We start from the raw sequence: 25230 nt of genomic DNA on the forward strand, positions 1-25230 counted from the left end.
TCCCCCTTCAGATGGTGCGGAGCCAGATCTCGCAGGCGAGGGTGGCGTCGAGGCCGCCGTGCCGGAGTTCGGGCGACGAGGGTCGCAGGGTGATGTCCAGGAGCTTGTCGGCGTCGACCAGTCCGGCCTTGGCGAGCAGGGAGTCCCGCCACAGCTCGGCGAGGCGTTCGCGGTTCTCCCGCAGCCCGTTGGCGGCGTCGGCCGAGGCCTCGCCCTTGGTGGTGCGGCGCAGTAACGCGTCGGGCATACGCCCCCGCATCGCGCTCTTGAGCAGCGGTTTGAACTCCCAGGGTGTGGCGCGTTCCTCGGAGCGGACCGACCAGCACGCCTCGACGACACGGTCGTCGAGGAAGGGGCTCGCCAGGGGCAGTCCGCTGTGCTCCGCGACCTGGTGCAGGACGCGGGTGGCCCGTGTGCCGTGGTGGAGCGTGTGGAGCTCGTTGTGGAGGGCGCGGGTCGTGCCGCGCGGCTGTGCGGTACGGGCGGCCTCCCGCAGGCTTCGGCGTACGGAGGCGGCGGCGTCGGCGGTGGCCCAGACCGGCAGGCGGGGTGGGATGTCCCAGCCGAAGACGTCCGGGCTGTGCGGGGCGGCGCGGGGGGCGGTGACGTCGTCGGCGACGTCCGCGAGCCAGCGCCCGTAGGGACGGCGGTCGGCGAGCACCGACAGGGTCTCGCGCAGCGACCAGCGGTTCTGGGCGCGATAGCCGCGGATGCTGCGCAGGGCCGTGAGCGGACGGGTGGCCAGCAGATCGCGGTGGTGGGCGGGATGTCCCCACAGCACGTGGTCGCCGCCCATGCCGGTGAGGTGGAGGCGCGACCCGCCGGCGAGGAGCGCGTCGTGGCCGACCAGTTGGCGCGGCTGGTCGAGGAGGGTGGGGAGGGGTTCGTCGACGGGCCCGCGCACGTCCAGCAGGCCGCTGTAGAAGAGCGGGATCTCGTCGATGTCGAGCAGGAGGTGCTCCAGGCCGTCGATCTCGGCGGCGGCGAGCCGGGCCCAGTGCACGTCGTCGTCGCCCGGGTCCCTGCTGGGCATGGTGAGCGCGGGGATCGGTGCGGTGCTCACGCCGGCGGCGAGGGCGCAGACGGTGGTGGAGTCGAGGCCGCCGGAGAGGTCGGCGCTGACGCTTCCGGCGACGTCCACCCGCAGACCCACGGCCTCCTCCAGCGCCGTACGGAGCGCCTGCGCGCCCTCGGCGAGCGGGACCTGTGTCCGCGGGGGCTCCCACCAGCGGACCGTACGGGGGGCGGAGCGGCCGAAGCGGAGGAACTCGCCGGGGAGTACGGAGCGCACACCGCGCCAGAGCGGGACATCACCCAGCGGGTGCGGGACGAAGTCCAGCAGACGCAGGGCGAGGACGTCGTCGTCGACGGGCGCGTCGAACAGCCCGGCCAGGACGTCGGCGCGGTTGGCGGCGACGGTGACGCCGTTCTCGGTGGCATGGAAGAGACGGCGCATCCCCGAGGCGGTGCCGTGCGCGTGGATCTCGCCGTGCGCCTCGGCGATGACGTGGAAGTCGCCCGGGAAGCGCGCGGCGATCCGATGGACCGCGCCGGGTTCACGGACCCCGGCGATGTGCGCGCCGAGTTCGGGTGCGCCGACGGGCGTGTGCCCGATGAGGGCGACGAAGAGTCCGTGGTCGTTGCGGGCCTGGACGGAGGTGGCCCAGTCGCCCAGCACGAACGGTCTTCCTGACGGGTGCGTGAGGGTGCGTTCGACGCCCGGACCCGATCGGGAGGCCACGGCGAGGGCGGCCTCACAGTCCGGAAACAGCGCGAACCATCCCTCGCCGTGGCTTGTCATCGGACTACCAGCCCAGGGGCAGACGGACCTTGGGCTCGTGCGGCCCGCGCTTCAGGAATCCGGTGTCCTTGCGGAAGTCGCCGGCCTTGGACAGCGCCGGAACCTCGTAGACCTTCTTCGCCATGGTTCTCATCCCTTCTCGCGTGGGTTTCTGACGGGACGACCCCGTTTCCCGGGATTTCGGTGGCCGCCCGGAAAGATCCTCGGCCGCCGACCCCCCACCGCTCAAGGAGCGACCGGTGCCCGACACGGTCCGCGACCGGGCGGCCGGGCCACCCGGCGACCCTCGTCAGGGCCCGTCACCTGGCAGGGGAGGATCGGAGGCAGAGAGCCTCGCCGATCCGGGCGGGCGTGATCGGCGTGGTCTTCTTGGGCTGTTGGTCACTCTCCGCATGAGCTTCCTTGGCTCCATCCCGGCCGGTGGCCCCGCACCGCCGGCAACCCACGCCGCATCGCCCTCCCGCGACGGGGGGCCATTCTCGGCATCCGTTCGATCGCGGAGATGATCGCGGCACGAGGGATACCGGAGACGTCCGCGAGGTTGACGACCCGCTGGAGCTGGTCGGAGATGTCGTCGAGGCCCACCGGGCGGGAGGTCGGAAGGACGACGGCGCCGCGCCCGCGCCCGAAGTCCACGACGCCTTCGCTGCGCAGCATCCGCAGCGCGCGGAGGATCGTGTTCTTGTTGACGCCGTACTCCTTGCCGAGCTGGTCGGCGGGCGGAAGGTGCTCTCCCTGGTGGTAGAGGCCCGAGGCGATGTCCACCCGCAGCTTCGCCCGGATCTGGGCGTACAGCGGTATTTCGGTGGCACTGCCGAAGTGGCCGACGTTCCCCGTTCCCGAGGCGGTAGACATGTGTTGCTCCCCCTTATGGCTCAAGTGGTGCTCAAGCGTTCGCGCCACGCCGTCCGCTCGCCGGGGTAGGGGACGGGGAGGGGCGGAGGGACGGCTGCCGCGCGGTCGGTGCGGAGCCGATGGCTGCCTTCGTCGCTTCCCCGGGTCCGGCATCGACCCATGTCGATCTTTTCGGTACGCGGTTCTTTCACATCGGTTGACGGCCTGGTGCAGCCGTACCGTAGTCCGCACCTTGACGCTCTTCAACCAGCCTGGCCATAGTGGACGTTGCACCGATTCACCTGAGTGGAAGAACAGGCCTGGCCGGACCAGGGAGGGGGGACGTCATGCCGGAGGAACCGGAACACGGCTTCGCCGACAAGCTGAACCGGCTCTTCGAGACCGTCAGACCGGATCCCGCCCACGAGTACAGCAACGAGCAGGTGGCCTCCGCCATCCGGGGCACCGGGGTGTCGATCTCCCAGAGCTACATCTGGCAACTGCGCAAGAGCAGGAAGAGCAACCCGACACTGCGTCATCTCCAGGCACTGGCAGCCTTCTTCGGGGTCCCTACCGCCTACTTCGTCGACGACGCGGCCACCGCGCGCATCGAGGCGCAGCTCGCGGCCCTCGCCGCCGAACAGGCGCGGCTGCACGAGGCCTCGCAGGGCAGCGACGTGAAGCTGATGGCCATGCGGGCGGGGCAGTTGTCGCATAAGCACCGCAAGCAGGTGATGGACCTGCTGGACGTGGTCTACCGGCTGGAGCAGGCCGAGGGCGCTCCCGGCCAGGACGATGGCCTAAACCGTCCTGGATCATGACGGTGTGACCCCGTTGGATGGCATTCCAGGCCCCCAGGCCCATGCCCCAGGAGATTCACCAGCGGAGTTGGCTCGTGAACGAACGTGCGTTACGTAAACGATGTCGGAGCATCCTCCGGGAACTCGGCGTCACCGCTCCCTTGCGCGTCCCCGAGCTGTGCCGGCTCCTCGGCGAGCACCGCGGCCGGTCGATCCGGTTGGTCCCGTACTCGCTGCCCGTCCCCGGCCCGTACGGGCTGTGGATCGCGGGCGCGCAGGCCGACTTCATCTTCTACCAGAAGGAGACCAGCCAGGCCCACCAGGACCACATCGTGCTCCACGAGATCGGGCACATCCTGGCGGACCACGGGAGCGACGAGTCCGAGGATGCCGTCTGGCAGGAGATGCTGCCGGACCTCTCGATCGAGGCGATCAACCGCGCGCTCCGACGCACTTCCTACGCCGAGGAGAGGGAGCGGGAGGCGGAACTCGTCGCCACCATCATCCTGGAGTGGGCGTCGGTGCTGGACCGGGTCACGCCCCGCGCGCCCGGCGACCTCTCGGCCCGACGGGTGCACACCGCGCTGTCGGACCGGCAGGGGTGGTTGTGAGCGTGTTGTCCCTGCTGCTCGCCGTCGTCCTGTACGGCGCGCTGCTCTGGACGGGGCGGCAGGTCGTACGCGCTCCCTCCGACCGGCTGCTGCGCGCCGTCTTCCTCTGCATGCTCAGCGCGGGGCTGTCCTTCCCGTTCGGCCTGCCCGCGGTCGTCCGATTCGTCGACGGGCTCACCGGGGACGGGGCCGGGAAGCTGCTGCAGAATCTCTGCCTGCTCGGGGCCGTGTACTTCCTCGGGTGCTTCTTCATCCACTCGGCGTCCGACCCGGCCACGGCCCGGACACGGGTGCGATGGCATCTGGTGCCGTTCGCCGCGACCGCGGTGGTCGCCTCCGCGGCCATGGCGGTGACGCCGCACGTCGAGCGGGCCCACACCTACGCGACCGCCGACATGAGGGTCCCCGGTGTCGCGGTCTTCTACCTCTCGGCCGGCGCCTACCTCACGTACGCCTTGGCGGCGGCGCTGTTCTGGACGGTGCGGTACGCGAAGCTGGCGAGCCGGCCGTTGGTGACCGGGCTGCGCATGGTGGTCGCCGCGCTGTCCGCCATGGTGCCGGCCTCGGCGGTACGGGAGTGTGTGACGCTCGTGCGCCTGCTCGACGGCGGTGTGCCCCGTCCGGTGATCATCGGGGCGAAGCTCCTGCTCGACCTCGCGATCCCGCTCTTCGTGGCGGGCGTGGTCTACCCGGGACTGGTGACGCGCTGGGCCAGCATCCGTCTGTGGTGGCACCACGGGCGCGCCTACCGCAGACTGGCGCCTCTCTGGGCGGCCCTGCACCGGGCGTTCCCGGAGGACGCGCTGGAGCGCACGCCGGCCGGCCACCGCTGGGACGTGCTGAATCCACGGAGCGTGCACCGACGCTACTACCGACGGGTCATCGAGTGCCGGGACGGCCTCGTCCGGATCAGCCCCTACCTGGCGCTGGAGGCGGCCACGGCCGACGCCGACGTACCGCTCACGCCCGAGGTCGCGGCGCGCCATCTACGGAGCGCGCTGCGGGCGTACGCCTCCGGGGAGGACGCCCCCTCCGAGGCCGTCCCGGTCGCTCTGCCCGGCGAGGGCGACGACGGCCTGGAGAGCGACGTGCGGCAACTGATCCGACTCTCGGAAGCCTTGACAGCGCCCCGCTGAATGCCGCCGCGCGCTCGGAGAACGTGCTGCGGGAGCAGCCGGCGGTCATACGGGCGACGCCGCCCCCTGTGGCGCTGCTTGTTAGAGTGCGAGTGGTGCACGCTTTGCTGAGCAACGGCGCAACTGCGCGGCTGAACAACGAAGTAGTACGCAACTGAGCAGTGAGCGGTCGTCGGGGTACGGGGGCGGATGCATGACGGCAGATCCCAACTTGCAAGTGAACAGTGGACACTTGACCAAACTTGCCGACGACCTCGACGAAATGCAGCGCTACCTGGACCGGCAGGTCAAGCGCATGGACACGGTTGTCGACACGATCGAAGCCCGCTGGCGGGGGCCCGCGGCCAAGGCCTACCGACGGCGGCATCGTGAGGCCGCCAAGGAGGCGGTCCGCATCCGTGAACTCATGAAACTGATCGAAGCGGCCGTGCGAATGAGCCGAGACGGGTTCACCGAGCAGGAGCTCGACATTCTGGCCGCCTTCAGGCGCATCCAGAAGTCCGTGGACGTGGACAGGGAGGCGGCCGAGCTCTCGACCCCCAACACCGAGAGCCCGCCCCCCGCGCCGCGCACGAGTCGCTTGCAGGATCTGTGACGAGGGGGACGCATGACTGACAGTGACGGCAACATAGCGGTCGACTTCGCCACTCTGCAGCTCCTCTCCGGTCAACTGGAGGAGATCCTCGCGGAGCTCAACGAGAACGTCCAGACCATGCACGACCGCGTCGAGAAGGTCGTTCTCGCCTGGGAGGGCGAGGCCCGCGAGGCGTTCATCGACAGGCTGGACGAGTGGGATCGGTCCGCACGGGACCTTCAGGCGACACAGGCGTGGCTTCACAGCATCGTGACGACCGGTCAGAGCAACTACGCGGCGGCACAAGCCGCGGTGCTGCGCGGATGGGGAGCGGCCTGATGGGCATGCCTGTTCCTCCGCCGCCCATGAAGGACGGAGTCATCGACGTCACCCCCAGGGCGCTGCACGCGCTGGCGGGCTTCGTCGCTCATCTCCAGGACGGACTGCACAAGGGGGCCAATCAGCTCCTCGACGAGCTCGGCCGGTATCCGGACTGCGGGGGCTACGGAACCGCCGCATGGGAGTTCTCCACCGCGTACAGAAAGGTCGGCAACCGTTTCATCGAGGTGTGGGCCAAATCGGTGGCGAGCGTCGGAGGCGCTGCCGTCGGCTTCGCCGTGACCGCGAACAACTACGCGACCGCGGACGCCGCCACGGACCCCTCGGGCGCTCCGGCCCAGACCCAGCCACCGCCGACGGTGATCGACACGCCGCCCAACTACGGGTCCGTGACGGACCTCAAGTGGGCGGACGTCGACCAGAGTCAGGACATCTTCCAGTTGGCACTGGAAGCGCTGGAGGCCGGAGTCCTGGCGATCATCAGGCCCCTCCTGGAGGATGCCTACCGCATGGGCAAGGCGGCCGAGATCATGCCGTTGCCCGACTATGAGGGCTTGGACAACATGTCCATCGCCTGGGTGTACGCGAGTATGTCCGTCACCGCCACGGACGGAAACCTCAGCAGTGCCGTGCACAACTACACCGATCGGTCCAACGGCGAGTGGAACGCCGCGATGCGGCAGTTCTGCAGCGCTGTCTGGGGTACGAGCGCGTGGGGCCAAAGTCGCGAGGGCCACGAGTGGAAACATGACTCCGGGCAGCCCGGTCAGGGCAGCAGCCACCCGGTCATGGACGTGATGGTCAAGACCTGTGACGTCATGAGTGACGCGCTGCGTGCCGTGGCGGCCGCCGCGAAGGACGTGCGAGACGACCTTCGCAGGCTCTACTACGAGGCCGTGTTGAAGGCTCTGCCGCACATCGACAGAAGTGACGGCCTGGACATGAAGGACGTCAAGAGCTTCGGCAAGGGACTCCTCAAGATGGGGAGAAGTTTCGCGGTCGGCTTCGCCCTCGAGGTGGACGAGGAGGCGATGAACGCGGCGGTCGAGGGGTACAACAACCGCGTGCGCCGGCAGGTCGCGGAGCTGAACAAACTGCACGAAGCCCTGGACGAGGCGTATCTCAGTGCTCCCACGTTCCGGGCCGAGTCGGCGCGGGCGGAGTCCTTCGGCGCCCGAGCTCTGACCGATTTCAAGAACGATCCGCTCTACACGGTGGCGGGGGACGACGAAAGCAATCACAAATACGCGATCGACCTCGCGAACCAGGAGGGGATTCTCGGGTCCCATGTGGTGGACAAACATGTGGGCAAGACGGATGAGCAACTGGAACAAAGGCTGAGGGACCAGCAGATCGTCAGGCCTTCCGGAATCCGTCCCGAGGCCGTTTCGGCGTTCGGGAGCCTTACGGACGCGCAGCGGTATACTCAGGCGGCCCTGGATGAACCGGACAATCAGAGGAAGATCGACAATTGGCTCGCGGGTAACCCTGGACCCAACTCGTCGCGCTCGCTCCTCCTCACGACGAACGACGTCGTGGGAAGGTCGTGGGACCGGGGCGACACCGCCGCGCGTGACGTGACCAATGTATGGGTCGTTCTGAGACCCAATCCAGGGGGCCACCCGCCGTTCGTCGTTCTCACTTCCATGCCCACCGACAAGACCCAGCACCCGTAGTGCGCACGTGGAGAACTGAGGTAAGGCCGTGACTCGGATGGACGCCACCTCGTGGAGCCGTTCCCTGCGGGCTCTTTTCGGGGAGGAGATGTTCGCGGCTGTGGGGGCGCGGCGGCGCGATGACTGGCGCCTGGACGTCCTCGACGTCATGCAGCTGCGGACGGAGGATCCGCGTGGCTGGTCCAAGGTTGCCGCTGCACCGGGAGGGGGCGATCACGGCACCGGCCCGGACAGCCCGTTCGGTGCCGTCACGCCAGGCGACTTCAGTGCGGCCTTCCCCGTGTCCAGGAGGGGCGCCGAACAAATCCTGGTCACGCTCCAGGGCGAGTGGTTCCAAACAGATGACATTCCGGATTTTGATGCGCGAGAGGCCGAGCTCACCTCGCACGCGAGAACGATCCTGGAAAGATTCGGAGAAGACGCGCTGTTCTTCACCAATGCGGCGACGGCGCGAGAGAATCCCCATGCCGATATGTTCCGTCGCGAGGGTGCCTATGAGGGCTTCACCAACCACGTGATGGATTGTGGTGTAATCGCTGTCTCCGCCACGGAAGTCGGCATCTTCTGGGGCTTCACCATCGACTGAGGATCTCCCGTGCGTACCCGTTCTGCCACTTATCCCGACCGCGCGACCGCACAGTGGTGTACCCAGCAGGTCGTCACACGCAACGAGCAGGCCGTACATCGCTGGCTGGCCCAGGGCACGCGACCGAGGCTCACCATCGAGGCCGCGTGGCCGTCCCGTGAGGAGGCCGTCGGGCGCGTGCTGCTGCAGGCAATGATGCTCGCCGGTCGTGAGCCCGTCGACGTGCGGGCCGCGCGGGTGACGCTGAGACGTGAACCGTCGAGTCCGCACGGCTTCGTCGTGCACGCCACGTATCCGATCTATCTCTGAAGGTGCCGCAGTGCCCATGAAGCCGCTTGAGTTCGACCGTCGGTACGGCGAACTCGACGTCGTCGTCGCAGCCTTCGTCGGTCAGGAACCCGATAGTCCGGAAGCCGGCACAGCGCCTCCGGCTCTTCGGGCGTACCTCCGGCACACCTGGCACACCCGGCCCTGGGCCCTCTCCGTCGCCGAACAACAACTCCGGGAGTACGCGCGGAATCCGCCGGGCAGCTTGCGACTGCGCCTCGGCGAGTTCTATTCGGTACCCGACATCGGGCTGTCCGAGTCCCGGACCCAAAGCTGGCTGTCCGAGATGGCCGACCACATCAAGCGCAGCATCGAGTCCGGAGACGTCCCTCCGCCGGGCGCCCCTCGGACCCACTGGGAGTGGCACGCCCGCTTCGGGGAGCTGGGACAGTTCCTCGGCGGATGGTTCTCGCAGGACATGCCCGACGAGTTCGGCGACCACGATGTGGCGGTCCGCGACTACAAGGCGACGGTCGATCCCCAGCTGACCGCCCGACTGGTCGGCGAGATCCACGAACTGCTGGCTCTGGGGCTGGAGGAACACGACTACGCCGTCGGCGTCGCCGAGCTCGGTATGGAGGTCGAGCCGCCGGCCCCGTTCTCGGTCGAAGCCTGGCTCGGGACGCTGGCGGAGGATCTCGCGACGGCCAGGCCCGACTACGGGAACTGACCCCTTCCGGGCCGGCGGGGGCCATGCCGGGCCCCGCCGCCACGGGCCGGCGTCCTGCGGGGCTGTGGCGCACTGTATTACAGGCAGTCCCGCTTCTTGAAGATGACGTACAGGCTGACGCAGACGACCGCCATCAGCAGGATCGCGGAGGGGTAGCCGCCGGCCCACTTCAGCTCGAAGGGTCTTTCCGACCCTTTACCGTGCTGCCCGTTTGTACGGCTGATCTCGCAGCTGCCGCTGGGAGGTGCCCCCAGGCCCGCGGCGCCGAAGGGGCGTGCGCCACCGGCCGCGGAACCTGTTCGGGTGCGCAGCGGGGGCGGGGCCCACCGGTTCCGTGGTGAGCTGAATCCAGATCGCGGGACCTCCGGCACGAGTGGCCGGCTCACGTGGGAAGGAAGCCTATGCCAGGCCTCATATCCGGTGGGCGAGGGCGCCGCCGTCCGGGACGACGCGCCGCCGTGCTGGTTGCGTGCGTGTGCGTGGTGACCGCTGCGGCCGCCCCGCAAGCCGTTCGTGGAGGGGGGAGCGGGGAAGGCGGAGCATCGGTGCTGAGGTGGGCGCCGTGCGAGGAGTCTACCGAGCAGGGATACGAATGCGCGACGCTGCCGGTCCCGCTCGACTACGACCATCCCAACGGGAAGGTCGTCGATCTCGCGGTGATCCGGCACCGGGCCACCAGTCCGTCGACGCGCATCGGTTCGCTGTTCTTCAATCCCGGCGGACCCGGAGGACCCGGCACCGACGCCCTGCCGGCCTGGTACAACCGCTTCTTCCCCGCCGAGCTGCGCAAGCGCTTCGACATCGTGAGCTGGGACCCGCGCGGCGTGGGCCGCAGCACGGCGGTCCGGTGTTTCGCCAACGCCGAGAAGGCGACGGCCTTCTGGGCGCGCCGGCCCGAGGGATTCCCGGTGGGCGAGAAGGAGCGGAAGGCCTGGTTCGCCGGGAGGGCGGAGCTGGCCGAAGGCTGCAGGAAGCGTGCCGCGAATCTGCTGCCGTACGTCTCCACGTACTACAGTGCCCGCGACCTGGACCAGCTGCGCCGGGCCGTCGGCGACAGGCAACTGCACTACTGGGGCGTCTCGTACGGCACGTTCCTCGGCGCGGTCTACGCCAACACCTTCCCGGACAAGGTGGGCGGCCTCGTCCTGGACGGGAACGTCGACCCCCGCAATTACGTTGACGGCGCGATGAACGGCGATACGCGACAGACCACTTCGTTGCGCATGGGGTCGGACCTGGGCTCGGCCGACACTTTGGGTCAGTTCCTCAAGCTGTGCGGGGAGGCGCCCGCATCCCGCTGCGCGTTCTCGGCGGGCACCCCCAAGGCGACCCGCGCGAAATACACGGACTTGATGCGGCGGCTCCAGCGCCGCTCGGTGGGCCGGTGGAGCTACGCCCGGGCGGTCACGGAACTGCGGCAGGACCTGTACATCGTCCACCCGGGCTGGACGAGCGCCGCGGAGATGCTGCAAGCACTGTGGCAGGAGCGCGAGCCGGAGGCGGCCGCGCCCCCTCCGGCAGGAAGGTACCCCGGAACCGAGCAGGAGGCCGCCGTGGTCTGCTCGGACAGCCCCAACCCCCGCGCACTCAGTCGCTACCCCGAGCTGGAGGCGTTCAGCGCCGAACGCGCGGGTGACCTCGGCCGCCGCTGGGTCTGGGACTACGAGTGGTGCGCGCAGTGGCCGGCCACGGCCGCCAAGCGCTACACGGGACCGTTCGACCGGCCCACCGCCCACCCCATCCTCGTCGTCAACCCCTTCTACGACACGGCTACTTCGTATCAGGCGGCCCGGTCCATGACGAGCCAGCTGGCCGATGCCCGGCTGCTGACCCTTCAGGGCTACGGTCACACGGCCCTGCTCAATCCCAGCACCTGCGTGAACAACTACGTCGTGCGCTACCTCACCACGGGTGCCCTGCCGCCCGCCAAGGCCACCTGCCGACAGGACACCGCGCCCTTCGCCCCGACCGGGACGGCAAGCGGCGTCGCAGCGGGCGGCAGAGGAGCGCGCCGCTGATGGCGGCCGATCCGGTCCGCGGACGCCGGCGTGCTGGGGGGTGCCCCTATCTCTTTGGTCAAGGTCCTGGGCCAGGATGGCGGCATGACGACGTGGTTCCGCACCTACTACGAGGACGAAGATCTGTGGCTGTATTTCGAGGCCGATGACGAAGGCTGGGCAGCGCGACAGGTCGAGGTCCGCAGGCAGGACTCGCGCCCGGTGACGGCGGCCTCTCTGGAAGAGGTGCTGCACTTGCGTGATCATGCCGATGTCGGCGCCATGTTCCGCACTATGAACGGCAGTTCGGGGTCCTTGCCGAAGGTCCGATGGAAGGCTGGCAGGACCAGCCTGAGGCGGACGAGATCTCTGCGGAGGAGTTCGAGAGGGTGTGGACTGAGGCCCGCCAGGCTCTCGGCGATTCAAGCTGACCTGGCGGGTTGAGGCTCGTAGAAGGTTCCGTCGCGGAGCATCGCGAAGAGGACGTCGGCCCGACGCCTGGCGAGGCAGAGCAGGGCCTGGGTGTGATGCTTCCCTTGGGCGATCTTCTTGTCGTAGTAGGCCCGCGATGCCGGGTCGCCGAGCGCGGCGAACGCGGAGAGGAAGAAGGCCCGTTTGAGCTGCTTGTTTCCCCGCCGGGAAGGCTGTTCACCGCGGATCGAGGAGCCCGAGCTCCGGGTCGCCGGGGCGAGACCGGCGTAGGCGGCGAGGTGGCCGGCGGTCGGGAAGGTGCTGCCGTCACCTACCTCGATCAGGATCCTGGCTCCGGTCCTGACGCCGACTCCCGGCATTGACGTCAGGACCTTCGAAAGAGGGTGGTCCTCCAGCAGTTCCTCGATCCGCCCGGCCAGCAGCTTGCGCTGATCGAGCACGGCGGCGAGCGATCCGGCCAGACTCGGGACGATCAACGCGGCCGCCTCGGTCCCCGGAACGGTGACGGTCTGCTCGTCCAGTGCGGCGAAGATCTCCTCGACCAGCCGCTCGGCCATCCTCGGCGCCTTCGGCCGCAGCAGCGTGACCAGCTGCCGACGGCCCGCCTTGCGTATCTGTGCCGGTGAGCCGAACCGCTCCAGCAAGGCCAGGACGGCAGGGTGCTGCAACCGCGGCCCCAGCACCCGTTCCAGCGAGGGGTGGATCTGGGTCAGCAGGCCGTGCAGCCGGTTCGCAACCCTGGTGGCCTCGCCTGCGAGGTCGTCGTCGAACCCGACGATCATCTCCAGCTCGGCGGTCGTCTCGTCCTCGCCGTCGATCGCCCGCAGCGTGTGAGGCATCGCGCGGGCCGCGTCGGCGATGATGAACGCGTCCCTCGCGTCCGTCTTGGCCTCGCCCGGGTAGAGATCGGCGATCCGCCGCATCGTCAGGCCAGGCAGGTAGGCAACCTCGCATCCCATGTCCCGTGCCACGGCCAGGGGCAGGGCGCCGATCGAGGCCGGCTGGTCGACCACGAACAGCACCGTTCCGTGCTTGGCCTTCAGCTTGGCGAACAGTTCACGGAGCTTGGGTTCGGTGTTGGGCAGCCGCTTGTCGAACGCCTTCTTCCCGGCCGGGGGGACGGCGGTGGCGTGGTGTTCGCCCTTGCCTACATCCAGGCCGAGGAAGACGTCGATGCTGCTGGTGTCGATCACGTGCAGGCCCCTCCATCACGCTTTCGTCCGGCCTTGCCAGGGCACCGAGCTGCCACATCCACGTTACGGAGAGCTCTTCCGGCCCAGGTGAAGCCGGTGCTCAAGCCCCTCATCAGCGGTCCGTCGATGCCTCCGGGACCGGTGACACCACCCCCCGGATCATGAACAACAAGGGGGGGAAGTCATGCCGGACCCGAAGGCCGGTAGCCCCATTGCGGAGCCACGAAGAAGGTAACGGGGGGGGGGCAGGGACGATCGTGGAGTCGCCCCCGACGACCCAGCCGAGGTCGCCTTCGGCATCGGCCTGCGCGAGGAGGCCGATGAAGACCTCCCCAAGTCCGTCGGGGGCCGAGTCCCGAAGCCGATTGGGTGCGCCCTTCCACGATCCGAAGCGCTCGGGCAGTCCGACCTTTCGGGCGTTTGCTATGGCGACATCAGTCGAGAGGTGGGGCTGCGTCTACAGCCAGTCGCGCTTCTTGAAGATCACGTACAGGCTGACGCAGACGACCGCCATCAGCAGGATCGCGAAGGGGTAGCCGCCGGCCCACTTCAGCTCCGGCATGTCCTCGAAGTTCATGCCGTAGATGGTGCCGACCAGGGTGGGGGCGAAGAGGATGGCGGCCCAGGAGGAGATCTTCTTGATCTCCTCGTTCTGTTCGAAGCCCGCCTCGGCGAGGGCGCGCATCTCGGCGTTCTGTTGTTGGGAGACCAGGGTGGCGTTGACCGTCAGGATCTCCGTGAGGGCCTGGCGGAAGCCGTCGACGCGTTCGCTGGTGTGCGTCACGTGGTCCGCCACGTCGCGGAGGTAGCGCTGGAGTTCCTCGTCCGTGCCGTACTTCGCGAAGCCCGCCATCAGGCCGTGGAGCATGCCCACCAGGGGGCGGGTGGCGCGTTGGAACTCGACCATCTCGCGGGAGAGTTCGTAGATGCGGCGGGAGACCGCCGGGTCGCCGCGGAAGACCTCCGTCTCGATCTCGTCGATGTCGGTCTGGACGCCCTCGACGACCGGGGCGTAGCCGTCGACCACCGCGTCGAGGATGGCGTACAGGGCCGCCTCCGGTCCCAGGGACAGGAGTTCGGGGTTGCCCTCCATCCGGCGGCGGACCGCGGAGAGGTCCGGGGCGCCGCCGTGGCGGACCGTGATCAGGAAGTCCGGGCCGACGAAGATGTGCAGCTCGGCGAAATCGACCTCCTCCTGGGCGTCGAGGTAGCGGGCGGCGCGCAGGACGACGAAGAGGGTGTCGCCGTAGCGTTCCAGCTTGGGGCGCTGGTGGGCCTCCAGGGCGTCCTCGACGGCGAGTTCGTGGAGATTGAACTCGGCGGCCAAGGAGTGGAGTTCGGGCTGCGTCGGGCGGTGCAGGCCGATCCAGGCCATCCCGTCGGGCTCCTCGCGCAGCCGCCGGAAGGTGTCGGCGAGGGTGGCGGGGGAGGCGATCCGGCGGCCGTCGCGGTAGACGGCCGAGTCGATCACGCTGCGGTGGTTCGGGGGAGCGGGGGCCGCCGGCGCCGGCCGCGGGCCGGCCGGCGGTCCCGCCGCCGGGGTGGCGGCGGTCGGGTCGGTGGGGCGCCGCCGACCGGCGCGCTTCGCGGCGGACGGCGAGGGGCGGCGGTCTGGACGCTCCGACATCGCAGGTCAGCTCCCGGTCGAATGAACGTTTACGGGCAAGGGGCAGGATATAGGGCAGAAAGGGGCGGCCGGTGTCGGGCAGGGGAGTTTTCGGCCCGCTCAGGAGGGAGGTTGCGGACCGAAACTGTCCGCAACGGGCATTAGTTTGCTGCCATGGCTTCCAGGACGACACACCCCGTACTCGGCACCCGCGCTCTGAACCGTGCCACGCTCGCCCGCCAGTCGCTGCTGAGCCGCGCCGAGATGTCCGCGGCCGATGCCGTCGCGCACCTCCTCGGGCTGCAGGCGCAGAACGTGAAGCCGCCCTACTTCCAGCTGCACGCCCGACTCGCCGGCTTCCGGCCCGCCGAGCTGGCCGGGCTCATGGAATCCCGCCAGGTCGTCCGCATGGTCACCATGCGCTCGACGATCCACACGCACACCGCCCACGACGCCCTGACCTTGCGCCCCCTTGTCCAGCCCGCCCGCGACCGCGAGGTCACCTACTTCCGCAAAGGGCTCACGGGAGTGGATCTGGACCGGCTCGCGCGGCGCGCCCGTGACTTCGTCGAGAGCGAGCCGCGCACCATGGGCGAGATCCGCGAGGAACTGCTCCAGGAATGGCCCGACGCCGACCCGCAGTCGCTGTCCGTCGCCGCCCGCTGTCGGCTGCCGCTCGTCCAGGTCACCCCTCGGGGGGTATGGGGGCGTAGCGGCCAGGTCCGCCTCACCACCGTCGAGAGCTGGCTCGGGAAGCCCGCCGGCGCCGCTCAGCCCGTGGACGAGGTCGTGCTGCGCTACCTCGCCGCCTTCGGGCCCGCCTCCGTCAAGGACATGCAGACCTGGGCCGGACTGACCCGGCTGCGCGAGGCCTTCGAACGGCTCCGCCCTGACCTCCTCGTCTTCCAGGACGAGAACGGCGTGGAGCTCTTCGACCTCCCCGACGCCCCCCGCCCCGACGCGGACACCCCGGCTCCGCCCCGCTTCCTCCCGGAGTTCGACAACCTCCTGCTCTCGCACGCCGACCGCACCCGCGTGGTCGCCCTGGAGATCAAGGGGCGCACATGGACGGGGAACCAGGCCCACCGCACCCTGCTCGTGGACGGGTTCCTCGCCGGCCTGTGGAAGCTGGAGGGGAGGGAACTCACCGTCGAGCTGTTCGGCCCGGTCCCGAAGGCGGCACGGAAGGAGATCGTCGCCGAAGGGGAGCTGATGGTGGAAGGGATGACGGAAGGGGCGGCGGACGGGACAGCGGAAGGAGCGGTGGAAGAGGCGGTGGAAGGGGCGGTGCACGGGGGCGGTGGTGCGGTCGTACGCTTCGGGGAGATCAACCCCTGACGGGGGCCCCGGGAGGGTTCCGGCCGGTCCCGAGCCGTCAACTCGCGGCTGACGCCGCACTGGTGGTCCGTACACCGAAGGCGGCACGATGCCCGTCATGACGACCGAGAGCACGCAGGACGACGCCACCGCCCGATTCTTGGCCGCACGGGACTTCCTCCTGGAGCGCCGCGGCGACTACGAGGCCGCCCACACCGGATTCACCTGGCCCCGCCCCCACCACTTCAACTGGGCCCTGGACTGGTTCGATCGCATCGCCGACGGGAACGACGCCGACGCCCTGCGCATCGTCGAGGAGGACGGCACCAGCCGGAGCCTCACCTTCGCGGAGCTCGCCGAAAGGTCGGGCGCCGCCGCCAACTGGCTCCGCGGGCAGGGCGTCGCGCCCGGCGACCGGATCCTGGTCATGCTCGGCAACCAGCGCGAGCTGTGGGAGGTGATGCTCGGCGCGATGAAACTGCGGGCCGTGGTCATCCCCGCCACCCCGCTGCTCGGCCCGGCCGACCTGTGCGACCGGGTCGAACGCGGCCAGGTGCGCCATGTCGTCGTACGCGCCGAGGACACGGCCAAGTTCGACGAGGTGCCCGGCGACTACACCCGGATCGCCGCCGGGGAGCAGGTCCCGGACGGCTGGCTGCGACTGGCGGACACGGCAGCCGCCGACGGCGATTTCACGCCGGACGGCGATACCCTCGCCGCCGACCCGCTGATGCTGTACTTCACCTCCGGCACCACCGACCGCCCCAAGCTCGTGGAGCACACGCACGCCTCGTACCCCATCGGGCACCTCTCCACCATGTACTGGCTCGGGCTGCGCCCCGGCGACGTGCACCTCAACATCGCCTCGCCCGGCTGGGCCAAGCACGCCTGGTCCAACCTCTTCGCCCCGTGGAACGCCGGGGCGACCGTCTTCGTCCACAACTACACCCGCTTCGACCCCGAGCGGCTGATGGCCGAGATGGACCGGCACGGCGTGACCACCTTCTGCGCCCCGCCCACCGTGTGGCGGATGCTGATCCAGTCCGACCTCACCCAGCTGGCCCGGCCTCCGCGTGAGGCCGTGGCCGCCGGGGAACCGCTCAATCCGGAGGTCATCGAGCGGGTCCGCGCGGCCTGGGGCGTCACCATCCGTGACGGTTTCGGCCAGACCGAGACCACCCTCCAGGTCGGGAACTTCCCCGGCGTGCCCGTCAAGCCCGGCTCCATGGGCCGCCCCGCGCCCGGCTACGAGATCGTCCTGCTGGACCCGGTCACCGGCAAGGAGTCCGCGGACGAGGGGGAGCTCTGCGTGGACCTGCGCACCCGGCCCGCCGGGGTGATGACCGGCTACCGGGACGACCCCGAGCGCACCGCCGAGGCCATGGCCGACGGGCTCTACCGCACCGGTGACATCGCCGCCCGGGACGCCGACGGGTACCTCACCTACGTCGGGCGCTCCGACGACGTGTTCAAGGCCTCGGACTACAAGATCAGCCCCTTCGAGCTGGAGAGCGCCCTGCTGGAGCACGAGGCGGTGGCCGAGGCCGCCGTCGTCCCGGCCCCGGACGCGCTGCGGCTGGCGGTCCCGAAGGCGTACATCACCCTCGCGGGCGGCTGGGAGCCCGGCCCGGAGACGGCCCGGATGCTGTTCGAGCACTCCCGCGCGGTGCTGTCCCCGTACAAGCGGATCCGCCGCATCGAGTTCGCCGAGCTGCCGAAGACCGTGTCCGGCAAGATCCGCCGGGTGGAGTTGCGGGAGCTCACGGCCGCCGGGTCGGCCGGGGAGTACCACGAGTCCGACCTGGACTGAGCACCGAGCGGATCGGCCAGGCCCTCCGGGCCGCTGCGGCCCGTAGGTGGCTCGCAGCGGCCCGAGGGAGTACCCCCAGGAATCCCTACGGAGTGTTACGCGGGCAGGTTCGCCTCGATCGCCGCGATGACCTCGGGGGCCTCGGGCTCGGTGCGCGGGCGGAAGCGCGCCACGACCTCGCCGGCGGGGGAGATCAGGAACTTCTCGAAGTTCCACTGGATGTCCCCGGCCGCGCCGTCCGCGTCCGGGGTCTTCACCAGCTCCTGGTAGAGCGGGTGCCGGTGCTCGCCGTTGACCTCGGACTTCTCCAGCATCGGGAAGGTGACACCGAAACCGGCCGCGCAGAAGGTCTGGATGTCCTCGGCGCTGCCGGGCTCCTGCTCGCCGAACTGGTTGCAGGGCACGCCGATGACCGTGAAGCCCTTCGCCTCGTACGCGAACTGCAGGCGGGCCAGGCCCGAGTACTGCGGGGTGAGCCCGCACTGCGAGGCGGTGTTCACCAGGAGGATCGCCTTGCCCTTGTGGGCGGCCAGGCTGGTGGGCTCGTCGGACAGGGTGGTCAGCGGGATGTCGTACAGGCTCATCGGGCTCTCCTGGGCAGGAAGTAGGCAATGGCTACGAGCTTAGGGGGTAGCTCGCCGAACCTGCCGGGACCTGCCGGGACCTGCCGGTGCCCGCCGGGACCGTCGGGTGCCCGCCGGGACCGTCGGGTGCCTGCCGGGTCCTCCCGCTCCTGGACGGCCTACACGTCCGGGCCCACCAACGCGTCCGCCGGGTCGTTGACCGCCTGCGGCATGCCCGTCAGGTCCATGACGAAGAGCGGTATCCCGAGATCGTCCGCGCGGGCCCGGGCGTCCTCCGTGTAACCCGCGAGCGCGAAGTAGACGCTGGTCGCGGAGGCCGTGAGCCCGTTCAGCCAGACGCACTCCACCGCCCGCAGCCCGGCCGGCGCCGTGGTCGGGTCCACCTGGGCCACCAGGCCCGGAGCCCGCAGGTCCACGGTCGCCGCGGGGATCGGCCGTCCGTCGGGCTGCTGCACGTCCCGGAAGCCGAGCCAGCGCAGGTACAGCGCGGCCGTGGCCACCGCGTCGCGGGCCGTACGAATGGTCACCGGCCGGAAGGCGGGGCGCGGCACGGGCGGGGCCGGCGGCGGCGGAATGTGCGCCGGGTGCCCGTCGGCGGCTGCGCCCGTGGCTCCACCGGCTCCGCCCCTGCGCCCGCCCACCGAGCCGGACCCGGACCCGGACCCGGACCCTGACCCGCCCACCGACCCGGACCCGGCCCCGGTGCTGTCCGGGTCGGGCCGGGCGGTCACCGGGGACGAGCCGGCCGGACCCGCGGGGGATGCCGTCCCCTCCAGCGGGTGCACCGGGATCAGGACCACCGTGCCGCACGCACCGCAGCCCAGCTCGGGGTGCGGCCACTCGCTCTCCCGCCCGCAGGTCGTGCAGCGCACCGTCACCCAGGTGTCGGACCACGTCCGGTGGGTCAGCGGAACCGGCGGCGCCGCCAGGTCCAGCGGCGGATGGACCGGGCTTCCGCAGGCGCAGGGGAAGACCGGGGCGGTGTAGCCGTTCTCGCGCAGGCACGCCGGGCAGCGCACCGGTACCGCTTCCGCCATGAGACCTGGACCCCCTCGTCGCTGTGCGTAGGTCCATGCTCCACCACCGGCGACCGCCGGGGGGCGTTGCACGCCTTTTCCGGGGGATTCCCGTCGGCGGATCAGTGATTTGTACAAGTCGGCGACCGACTTGCGGCTTTTCGTGGCTTCCGAGGTCCCCCACCGCCTTGACGTCGCAGGAGTCGCCGCTTAGCTTGTTCCGTATAGCAGAACAAAAATTCCGGATTACGGAAAAGCCTGACCGCCAGACCCGCAGGAGAACTCGATGCCTCGTATGACAGCCGCCGCCGCTGCAGTGGAGATCCTCAAGATCGAGGGTGTCGAACAAGCGTTCGGCGTCCCCGGCGCTGCGATCAACCCGTTCTACCGAGAGCTCAAGAACGTGGGCGGCATCGCGCACACCCTCGCCCGCCACGTCGAGGGCGCTTCGCACATGGCGGAGGGCTACACCCGTGCCAAGGCGGGCAACATCGGCGTCTGCATCGGTACGTCGGGCCCGGCCGGCACCGACATGATCACCGGCCTGTACTCGGCGATCGCGGACTCGATCCCGATCCTGTGCATCACCGGTCAGGCCCCGGTCTCGAAGCTCCACAAGGAGGACTTCCAGGCCGTCGACATCGCCTCGATCGCCAAGCCGGTCACCAAGAAGGCCACGACCGTCCTGGAGGCCGCGCAGGTCCCGGGCGTGTTCCAGGAGGCCTTCCACCTGATGCGCTCCGGCCGTCCGGGCCCGGTCCTGATCGACCTCCCGATCGACGTCCAGCTGACCGAGATCGAGTTCGACCCGGAGACCTACTCCCCGCTGCCGGTCTACAAGCCGCAGGCCACCCGCGCCCAGGCCGCCAAGGCCCTGCAGTTCCTGCTGGAGTCCGAGCGTCCGCTGATCGTCGCCGGTGGCGGCATCATCAACGCCGACGCCTCCGACCTGCTGGTCGAGTTCGCCGAGCTGGTCAACGTCCCCGTCATCTCCACCCTGATGGGCTGGGGGACCATCCCGGACGACCACGAGCTGGCCGCCGGCATGGTCGGTGTGCAGACCGCGCACCGCTACGGCAACGCCACGTTCCTGGAGTCGGACTTCGTCTTCGGTATCGGCAACCGCTGGGCCAACCGTCACACCGGTTACAACCTGGACGCCTACACCAAGGGTCGCAAGTTCGTCCACGTCGACATCGAGCCCACCCAGCTCGGCAAGATCTTCGCCCCGGACTTCGGCATCGCCTCCGACGCCAAGGCCGCGCTGGAACTCTTCATCGAGATCGCCAAGGAGCTCAAGGCCGAGGGCAAGCTGCCGGACTTCTCCGCCTGGACCGCCTCGGCGCAGGACCGCAAGGCGACCCTGCAGCGCCGTACGCACTTCGACAACATCCCCCTGAAGCCGCAGCGCGTCTACGAGGAGATGAACAAGGCGTTCGGCCCGGAGACCCGCTACGTCACCACCATCGGCCTCTCCCAGATCGCGGCGGCGCAGTTCCTGCACGTCTACCGCCCGCGCAACTGGATCAACTGCGGTCAGGCCGGCCCCCTCGGCTGGACCATCCCGGCCGCCATCGGTGCCGCCACCGCGGAGCCGGAGACCCCGATCGTCGCGCTGTCCGGCGACTACGACTTCCAGTTCATGATCGAGGAGCTGGCGGTCGCCGCCCAGCACAAGGTCCCCTACGTCCACGTCCTCGTGAACAACGCCTACCTGGGTCTGATCCGTCAGGCGCAGGGCGGCCTGGGCATCAACTTCGAGGTCAACCTCGAGTTCGAGAACATCAACACCCCCGAGCTGGGTGTCTACGGTGTCGACCACGTCAAGGTCGCCGAGGGCCTGGGCGTCAAGGCCATCCGCGTCACCGACCCGGACAAGCTGGGCGAGGCCTTCGAGGAGGCCAAGAAGCTGGCCCAGGAGTTCCAGGTCCCGGTCGTCGTCGAGGCCATCCTGGAGCGCATCACCAACATCGCGATGAGCAAGACGGTCGACATGAGCGACGTCACCGAGTTCGAAGAGCTCGCGACGGAGCCGGGCCACGCCCCGACCGCGATCAAGGCCCTGCAGGTCTGATCCGCGACAGCGCGGAACGACGGCCCCCGTCCCTCCTGCCGGAGGGGCGGGGGCCGTTCGGGTCGTCCCTACGGGGCCTACGGGGCCCTCAGGGCGCCTGCGGGAACCGGACGGGGACGGCGAGTACCGCCGCGGTGCCCTCCGCCGCGGCGACGACGAACTCCACCGAGGCGTCCGTCCGCGGCCGCCCGCCTCCGCCCGCGGGCAGCAGCCCGCTGACCTCGTAGGCCGTCGCGAAGGGCGTCTGTCGCAGCTCGTCGGAGGTGAGGAGAACGTCGCCGCCGTCGAGGAGTCCGCCGGCGATGTCCTCGGCGACCTCGGCGACCAGGCCCGCGTGGACCACGGCCGGGTCCGGCACGTACAGGTAGCGGCCCAGGGGGCGCACGGACGGCTCGGGCAGGTCGCGTGCGGTCAGCGAGACGCCGGCGGGCAGCAGGGTGGCCTTGCGTACGCTGACCGCCACCTCCTCTCCCCACGGCCCGAAGCCGAACCACAGGACGAGTTCCTGGACGACCCCCTCGTAGGAGATCCACTCGACCTCGTCGGGCCGGCGCGGAGCGGTCGGGACGTCGGCCAGGACATCGGCCAGGACGTCGGTCGGGACGTCGGGCGCGAGCCGGATCCACCCGAGGCCGGTCGTGCGTACCCGCTCCAGGGCCCAGGAGAGGGGCGGATCGTACGACTCGGGGTCGTGCGTCCCGTCAGCCGCGGGACGCCGTACCAGGTCGATGAAGACGGCCTCGCCCTGGCTGTCGAAGGCGGTGAGGTCCTCGGCCGTGGGGAAGAGCATCGGGGTGTCCAACGCCGGCGCGTTGGCGGCGGCCATCTCGACCGTCAGCGGGTCGGGGTCGACGCCCATGGTGTGGTGCGACCAGCCGAGCACGAGGGCGTCGACGCCGCTGCCCAGGCACATCGTGTCGATCAACACCACGCCTATCTCGTGCAGGACGCGGTGCAGTTTGTACTCGGACACGGCCAGGTGGGAGGAGAGTTCGACGATGTCCGGGGTGAGGTACATGCACGCGGAGTGCTCACCGAACTTCGCGGCCGCCAGACCTCGCAGCCGCACCTGCTCCTCGGCCGCCGCGACCAACGCGGGACCGCTCTGCCACAGGGCGGCCGTCGCCGCGGCACGCGATCCTCGTTCCCCGCCGGTTTCCCCGAGGGCCGCCAACAGGCTCTGCCCTTCGTCCGACAGCAGGGCGCGGAACAGCTGAAGATCCATTGGGTCAGTCAACCAGGCCCCCACCCGCACCGGAGAGCCGGCCCGGCCCGGGGCGTCCGTTCGGGTCCCCGCCGCGTGCGTCGGCCGCCGATCACCGGGGTGGGGCGGCCCGGCCCAGCACACTGGCCGGGCCCCCGCAGCCGCTGCGGGGCCGACGGAGAGCGAGGTGGCCGGGTGACGCGGGCTTCGGTGGGCGGACAAGGCGGAGAAGGTGGCGGCAGCGCCGGCGCCGGCAGCGGCGGGGGAGGCGCGAACGGCTCGGACGTCGAACTCGGTGGCTACCGGCAGGAGCTGAAGCGCACCCTGGGCTCCTTCCAGGTGTTCGCGATCTCCTTCGCCTTCATCTCGGTGGCCGTCGGCGTCTTCGCCACCTACGACGAAGTGCTGCGCAGCTCCGGGCCGGTGGGCATCTGGCTCTGGCCGATCGCCGCCGTGGGGCAGACCCTGGTGGCGCTGGTGGTCGCCCAGTTCGCGGCCCGCATCCCGCTCAGCGGGTCCTCGTACCAATGGGCTTCCCGGTTGGCCGGCCCGCGGATCGGCTGGTGGTTCGGCTGGCTGACCTTCTGTTACCTCGCGATCGCCGTCGTGGCCATCGACAACGCGCTCGCGAGCCAGGCGTTCATGCCGCTGGTCGGCATCGCGCCGGACGAGGGCACCGCACGCGTGATCACCCTGGTGGTGCTGCTCGTCCAGGCCGTTCTCGCCATCGCCTCGACGCGCCTGGTCGGCTGGATCAACTCGGCCGCGGTGGGGCTCGAAGTGGTGCTCGTCGTCGTGGTGGCGATCGCCCTCGCCATCGCCGTGGCGGTCACGGGCGGCGGTGAGGCGGCGAACCTCACCTCGCGGGGCGTCGCCGCCCACGCGCCCGACTACTTCGGCGTCGGGGGCGGGCTGATGCTGGCGATGATCATGGGTCTCGCCACCCTCGTGGGATTCGACTCGGCGGCGAACCTGGCCGAGGAGGCCAAGGACCCCCACCGCAGCGTGCCGCGCGCGATCGTGGGGTCGGTCGTCGCCGCCGGGATCCTCGGCATGGTCTTCCTGATCACGCTGACCCTCGCGATCGAGGACCTCCCGCGGATCAGCGCCGAGGGCTCGCCGGTGGCGGCGATCATGCGCGACCGCCTCGGCGCGGTCGCCGAGCAGGTGCTGCTCGTCGCGATCTCGTTCGCGTTCTTCGGCGCCGGCATCGTGGTGATGGTCGCCTGCTCGCGACTGGTCTACGCGATGTCCCGCGACGCCCGCTTCCCCGCGCACCGGCTGATGCGCCGCGTCGACCCCCGTACGAGCACACCGGTCCCGGCGACCCTGCTGATCCTCGCGATCGGGTGCCTGCTGATGGTCGCGCTGCCCGGCGCCGCGCTGTTGGAGCTGATCACGGCGTCGACGATCCTCCCCGCCCTCATCTACGGCGCGACGGTCGTCCTCTACTTGGCGGTGCGTGGCCGGCTCGCCCGCCGGAAGGGCGCCTTCGACCTCGGCGCCTTCGAACTGCCGGTCGCGGTCTGCGCGCTCCTGTGGACGCTGCTCGCGCTGTTCGTCCTCGTGACCCCGGGGGAGGCACGGGTCCCCGTGGTGGTCGTGGCCGGACTGCTCGTCCTGGGCGGGCTGTTCTTCCTCGGCCTGCTGGTCCTCGACCGGGAGGCACTGGACACCGAGCCGGGCGGTGACACCCGCTGGTAGGGGCTCTACGTGCCCGCGTGCGATGCTGAGCCCGGCCCGGCCCGGCCCGGCTGGATGCCTGAGGGGGAAACATGACGGAGTTCGGATTTCCGCGTGCCTGCGACGAGGTGCTCGCCGTCCGCAGCGAGCTGGCCGACCAGGTCGTCGGAGCACTGCGGAGCGCCGGACTGCCCGCCTTCCGCGAGGACGCGCCCGTCGGACGGGAGGAAGGGCCGGAGGTCGGCCCGGGGGCGGTGGTCATGGTCGATGCCGACGCCGAGACGGGGTCGGCAGCCGTCTCCGTGGGCTGGAGGTGCGGCCCCGGCGTGGTCCAGGCAGCCCTGGACGGCCTCGCCGCGGGAAGACCCCGTGACGCGCCGGTCGTCGCCCGCCCCGGAACGATCGCTCTCCGGACGCAGGGTGAGCTGATCCGGCTCCTGCTGTCGGCGGGGTTCCTCGCGACTGTGGAGAACGACCTCATGAATCCGGACCACGTCCTGGTGTTCGGCCGGATGTCCGACCTGCCGCCCGCGCTGCGGCCCACGTTCGTCCCACCGGGAAGCCGGTAGCGGGGGGCCGACATGACAAAGCGCCGAGTCACGGGACCGTCCGTGACTCGGCGCTCTGGTTGTTACCGCCCGACGGTGCGAGGCTGGCGCGACAGGACGTTCGCACCGCCGGGCGGGGTGTGTGGGGAGGTGGGTCCTCCGCGTGCGGGGGGCTCTGTGCGAAGCCCCTGTACGAAGAGGACGGGGATTGGCTGGGACCGTGGCGGCGGGCGACGAGAACTCCGGCGTCGTCTCCCTCAGGTCAAGAGACGGGCCTCGGAACCCATTACCACCGCACTGGCTCGCTCGCTCGCCACGGTCCTCGTCCTGCCCTCACCGTGTACCACCCCTCATCCGGGTCCACGGGTCGGGCTGAGCACCCGGGGCCTGACCTCCCGTCAGGCCCCCGGTA

Annotated in this window: 24 protein-coding genes; 16 read left to right on the forward strand and 8 right to left on the reverse strand. The window is 70.1% G+C overall.

Features of this window, described 5'->3' with window-relative positions:
* Positions 1-7: 7 nt before the first annotated feature.
* The 3 genes from ACGFYY_RS24935 to ACGFYY_RS24945 form a co-directional block, all read right to left on the reverse strand.
* Complete coding sequence (locus ACGFYY_RS24935; protein ID WP_393712503.1) at positions 8-1678, reverse strand: asparagine synthase-related protein; 1671 nt, start codon at positions 1676-1678, stop codon at positions 8-10.
* Between the two features lie 127 nt (positions 1679-1805).
* Entirely contained in the window at positions 1806-1925 is a 120-nt protein-coding gene (locus tag ACGFYY_RS24940) for a keywimysin-related RiPP (RefSeq protein ID WP_107069644.1), read from the reverse strand.
* Between the two features lie 257 nt (positions 1926-2182).
* A complete protein-coding gene (locus ACGFYY_RS24945) occupies positions 2183-2656 on the reverse strand; it encodes a GntR family transcriptional regulator (protein ID WP_393712506.1) in 474 nt (157 codons plus the stop codon).
* A gap of 326 nt (positions 2657-2982) precedes the next feature.
* Here ACGFYY_RS24945 and ACGFYY_RS24950 point away from each other — a divergent pair, with 326 nt between their 5' ends.
* The 11 genes from ACGFYY_RS24950 to ACGFYY_RS25000 all read left to right on the forward strand — a co-directional run bounded on the left by ACGFYY_RS24950 (position 2983) and on the right by ACGFYY_RS25000 (position 11795).
* A complete protein-coding gene (locus ACGFYY_RS24950; RefSeq protein WP_365270621.1) occupies positions 2983-3456 on the forward strand; it encodes a helix-turn-helix domain-containing protein in 474 nt (157 codons plus the stop codon).
* A 74-nt stretch (positions 3457-3530) separates the two neighbouring features.
* The gene (locus ACGFYY_RS24955; RefSeq protein ID WP_393712508.1) at positions 3531-4046 is read left to right on the forward strand and encodes a hypothetical protein; all 516 of its coding nucleotides are present in this window, start codon (positions 3531-3533) and stop codon (positions 4044-4046) included.
* Positions 4043-5182, forward strand: coding sequence for an MAB_1171c family putative transporter (locus tag ACGFYY_RS24960; protein ID WP_393712510.1), 1140 nt, complete (start codon positions 4043-4045; stop codon positions 5180-5182). Before ACGFYY_RS24955 ends, ACGFYY_RS24960 begins: the two co-directional genes overlap by 4 nt.
* 193 nt (positions 5183-5375) lie before the next feature.
* Complete coding sequence (locus tag ACGFYY_RS24965; protein ID WP_393712512.1) at positions 5376-5777, forward strand: WXG100 family type VII secretion target; 402 nt, start codon at positions 5376-5378, stop codon at positions 5775-5777.
* Positions 5778-5789: 12 nt separating this feature from the next.
* Positions 5790-6095 (forward strand): WXG100 family type VII secretion target, encoded by a 306-nt coding sequence (locus ACGFYY_RS24970; protein WP_393712514.1) that lies wholly within the window; start codon positions 5790-5792, stop codon positions 6093-6095.
* On the forward strand, positions 6095-7771 hold the full coding sequence (locus ACGFYY_RS24975) for an RNase A-like domain-containing protein (RefSeq protein ID WP_393712516.1): 1677 nt from the start codon (positions 6095-6097) through the stop codon (positions 7769-7771). Before ACGFYY_RS24970 ends, ACGFYY_RS24975 begins: the two co-directional genes overlap by 1 nt.
* 37 nt (positions 7772-7808) lie before the next feature.
* The gene (locus ACGFYY_RS24980) at positions 7809-8357 is read left to right on the forward strand and encodes a hypothetical protein (RefSeq protein ID WP_393712518.1); all 549 of its coding nucleotides are present in this window, start codon (positions 7809-7811) and stop codon (positions 8355-8357) included.
* Between the two features lie 9 nt (positions 8358-8366).
* Complete coding sequence (locus tag ACGFYY_RS24985; protein WP_393712520.1) at positions 8367-8666, forward strand: RNase A-like domain-containing protein; 300 nt, start codon at positions 8367-8369, stop codon at positions 8664-8666.
* Positions 8667-8676: 10 nt separating this feature from the next.
* Complete coding sequence (locus ACGFYY_RS24990) at positions 8677-9354, forward strand: contact-dependent growth inhibition system immunity protein (protein WP_393712522.1); 678 nt, start codon at positions 8677-8679, stop codon at positions 9352-9354.
* A gap of 545 nt (positions 9355-9899) precedes the next feature.
* Positions 9900-11372 (forward strand): alpha/beta hydrolase, encoded by a 1473-nt coding sequence (locus tag ACGFYY_RS24995; RefSeq protein WP_393712525.1) that lies wholly within the window; start codon positions 9900-9902, stop codon positions 11370-11372.
* A gap of 84 nt (positions 11373-11456) precedes the next feature.
* Positions 11457-11795 (forward strand): hypothetical protein, encoded by a 339-nt coding sequence (locus ACGFYY_RS25000; protein ID WP_393712527.1) that lies wholly within the window; start codon positions 11457-11459, stop codon positions 11793-11795.
* Here ACGFYY_RS25000 and ACGFYY_RS25005 read toward each other — a convergent pair.
* Both ACGFYY_RS25005 and ACGFYY_RS25010 read right to left on the reverse strand, forming a co-directional pair.
* On the reverse strand, positions 11774-12976 hold the full coding sequence (locus tag ACGFYY_RS25005; protein WP_393712529.1) for an IS110 family transposase: 1203 nt from the start codon (positions 12974-12976) through the stop codon (positions 11774-11776). The genes ACGFYY_RS25000 and ACGFYY_RS25005 overlap by 22 nt on opposite strands.
* Before the next feature lie 457 nt (positions 12977-13433).
* Positions 13434-14603 (reverse strand): magnesium and cobalt transport protein CorA, encoded by a 1170-nt coding sequence (locus ACGFYY_RS25010; RefSeq protein WP_393712531.1) that lies wholly within the window; start codon positions 14601-14603, stop codon positions 13434-13436.
* A 153-nt stretch (positions 14604-14756) separates the two neighbouring features.
* On the opposite strand from ACGFYY_RS25010, the gene ACGFYY_RS25015 reads away from it, so the two are divergent.
* Complete coding sequence (locus ACGFYY_RS25015; protein WP_393712534.1) at positions 14757-15920, forward strand: winged helix DNA-binding domain-containing protein; 1164 nt, start codon at positions 14757-14759, stop codon at positions 15918-15920.
* A gap of 97 nt (positions 15921-16017) precedes the next feature.
* Positions 16018-17709, forward strand: coding sequence for an AMP-binding protein (locus ACGFYY_RS25020; protein WP_393712536.1), 1692 nt, complete (start codon positions 16018-16020; stop codon positions 17707-17709).
* Between the two features lie 95 nt (positions 17710-17804).
* Here ACGFYY_RS25020 and ACGFYY_RS25025 read toward each other — a convergent pair whose 3' ends face one another.
* Both ACGFYY_RS25025 and ACGFYY_RS25030 read right to left on the reverse strand, forming a co-directional pair.
* Complete coding sequence (locus ACGFYY_RS25025; protein ID WP_393712538.1) at positions 17805-18293, reverse strand: glutathione peroxidase; 489 nt, start codon at positions 18291-18293, stop codon at positions 17805-17807.
* A gap of 158 nt (positions 18294-18451) precedes the next feature.
* Positions 18452-19330: a hypothetical protein gene (locus ACGFYY_RS25030; RefSeq protein ID WP_393712540.1), complete on the reverse strand. Its 879-nt coding sequence runs from the start codon at positions 19328-19330 to the stop codon at positions 18452-18454.
* Positions 19331-19595: 265 nt separating this feature from the next.
* On the opposite strand from ACGFYY_RS25030, the gene gcl reads away from it, so the two are divergent.
* Entirely contained in the window at positions 19596-21383 is a 1788-nt protein-coding gene (gcl, locus tag ACGFYY_RS25035) for a glyoxylate carboligase (RefSeq protein WP_365277485.1), read from the forward strand.
* An 88-nt stretch (positions 21384-21471) separates the two neighbouring features.
* Here the strand turns inward: gcl and ACGFYY_RS25040 are convergent, their stop codons facing one another.
* Entirely contained in the window at positions 21472-22608 is a 1137-nt protein-coding gene (locus tag ACGFYY_RS25040; RefSeq protein WP_393712542.1) for an SAM-dependent methyltransferase, read from the reverse strand.
* Positions 22609-22782: 174 nt separating this feature from the next.
* Between ACGFYY_RS25040 and ACGFYY_RS25045 the strand changes: the two genes are divergently transcribed.
* Both ACGFYY_RS25045 and ACGFYY_RS25050 read left to right on the forward strand, forming a co-directional pair.
* Positions 22783-24291: an APC family permease gene (locus ACGFYY_RS25045; protein WP_393712544.1), complete on the forward strand. Its 1509-nt coding sequence runs from the start codon at positions 22783-22785 to the stop codon at positions 24289-24291.
* A gap of 71 nt (positions 24292-24362) precedes the next feature.
* Positions 24363-24839, forward strand: coding sequence for a hypothetical protein (locus ACGFYY_RS25050; protein WP_393712546.1), 477 nt, complete (start codon positions 24363-24365; stop codon positions 24837-24839).
* The last annotated feature ends 391 nt before the right edge of the window (positions 24840-25230 follow it).

This window comes from Streptomyces sp. NPDC048331 (assembly GCF_043201215.1).
Taxonomy (GTDB): domain Bacteria; phylum Actinomycetota; class Actinomycetes; order Streptomycetales; family Streptomycetaceae; genus Streptomyces.